At 76.6% G+C, this 1,891-nt stretch carries 1 protein-coding gene; it reads left to right on the top strand.

Features of this window, described 5'->3' with window-relative positions; all coding sequences use genetic code 11:
- Nucleotides 1-1,636: fibronectin type III domain-containing protein (locus OOT08_RS10880; protein ID WP_325092663.1), on the top strand; the 1,636-nt coding region annotated here is incomplete at its 5' end.
- Nucleotides 1,637-1,891: the final 255 nt, after the last annotated feature.

Here is a 1,891-nt window from a genome sequence, read left to right as displayed (position 1 = left end):
GGGCACCTCATCGGTGAACGCCGCGTGGACGGCCCCCGCCGACGGCGGCTCCGCGATCACCGGGTACACCGTCCGCGTCAGCCAGGGCGGCACCCAGGTCGCCGAGGTCACCGTCGCCGGTGATCAGCGCTCGGCCGCCCTGACCGGGCTGAACCGCGCGACCGACTACGCCGTCACCGTCACCGCGACGAACGCGGTGGGCTCCAGCGTGGCGTCCGCGCCCGCCACGGTGCGCACCCTGGCCGAGGCCCCGGATGCGCTCGCCGCGCCGACCGCGACCGCGGTCTCCGGGACCGAGATCGCCGTCGCTTGGGCCCCGGCGGCCTCCGACGGCGGCTCCGCCGTCACCGGCTACACCGTCCGGGCGACCGCCGAGGGCCAGGCCCCGGTTGAGGCCGCCGCCCCGGCCGAGGCCACCTCGGCCACGCTCACCGGGCTCGCCCCCGGCACCCGCTACGAGATCACGGTCGTGGCGGCCAACGCCGCCGGAACCTCCGCGCCCTCCCCCGCGGCCACGGCAACCACCCACGCGGTGCCCGGCGCACCCGAGGTCAGCGCCACGCTGACGGACGGGCCCGCCCTGACCGCGACGTGGACCGCGCCCGGCGATGGCGGCTCCCCCATCACCGGGTACCGGGCCGAGCTCCGCCTCGACGGCACGGTCGTTGCTGAGCAGAATCTTGGCGCAGACACCACCACGGCCGCGTTCAGCGGGCTGACCCCCGGAGCCGCCTACACCGTCGAGGTCCGCGCGCTCAACGCCGTTGGCGCCTCAGCGAGCGGCGCGAGCGACTCCGTCACCGTGCCCGCGGTTGCCCCGGGAGCCCCCGCGGCCCCCGGAATCTCCGCGACGGTTGCGGGCACGAACCGCACCGACGCCGCGACCGTCTCCTGGCTGCCGCCGGTGAGCACGGGCGGGGCCGCGATCACCGAGTACGTCGTCACGCTCACCCCGAGCACCGGTGACCCCGTGTCCCAGACGGTCGCGGGCGACGCCCGCGAGGTCGTCTTCGAGCCGCTCGCCCAGGGCGGGTACACGGCCACCGTGCTGGCCCGCAACGCGGCCGGGGACTCCGCGGCCTCCGCGGCCTCCGCGGCGATCGACCTCGCCGGCCCCAAGCCGAGCGGGGCTCCGAAGCTGCTCGGCGACGACGAGCTGGCCGGGGCCGAGGGACGTATCCCGATGTCGGTGAGCGCCGACGGTCGCACCCTGACCGCCGAAGCCGGAGCCACGCAGGCCAACCGCTGGGTCGGTGTCTCGGTGCACTCGGAGGCAACGTTCGTCGGCTGGTTCCTGACCGGATCCGACGGCACGCTCACCGCGCCGCTGCCCGCCCTGCTCGGCGACCACCACGCGGTGGTCTACGCCCAGGACGGTACCCCGCTGGGCTCCGTGGCCTACTCCGTCGCGGACCCCGGAACCGGCCCGGGCACGGGCCCCGGTGACGGCAAGACGCCGGGGAAGACCGACGGCGGTCAGAAAACTCCGGGCGGGACTCCGGCAACCACGGCCACCCCGCTCGCGAAAACCGGTGGTCCCGAGCTGGCTGGCTTCGTCGTCGGGGGCCTCGTGCTCCTGCTCTTCGGCGGGCTCGGCGTCGCTCGGGCGATCCGGCGCGGGTCCTCGGTCGAGTAAGCAGCGATCGCGGTCCGCACCGACGGCCGGTCTCCCCTCGGGAGGCCGGCCGTCGGCCTGTGCGCCGGGCCACGGCCCGGCCCGAAGCTGAGCGTCCGGGGTGAACTTTGCCGCCCCCGCGCACCCGGTATCCGGGCGCCCCACGTCGCCCTCGGGCACCGGCTCCCCCCGGCGGACTCGGGCCGCCGCGCCGGCCCGAGTCCGCCAGGGAACCGGATGCGCATCCCCGGTCAGGGCGCGGTTCCGACCGCCAAG

Source organism: Leucobacter sp. M11 (genome assembly GCF_035726885.1).
Classification (GTDB): Bacteria; Actinomycetota; Actinomycetes; order Actinomycetales; family Microbacteriaceae; genus JAPFRB01.
This window is presented reverse-complemented; position numbering and strand designations above follow the sequence as displayed.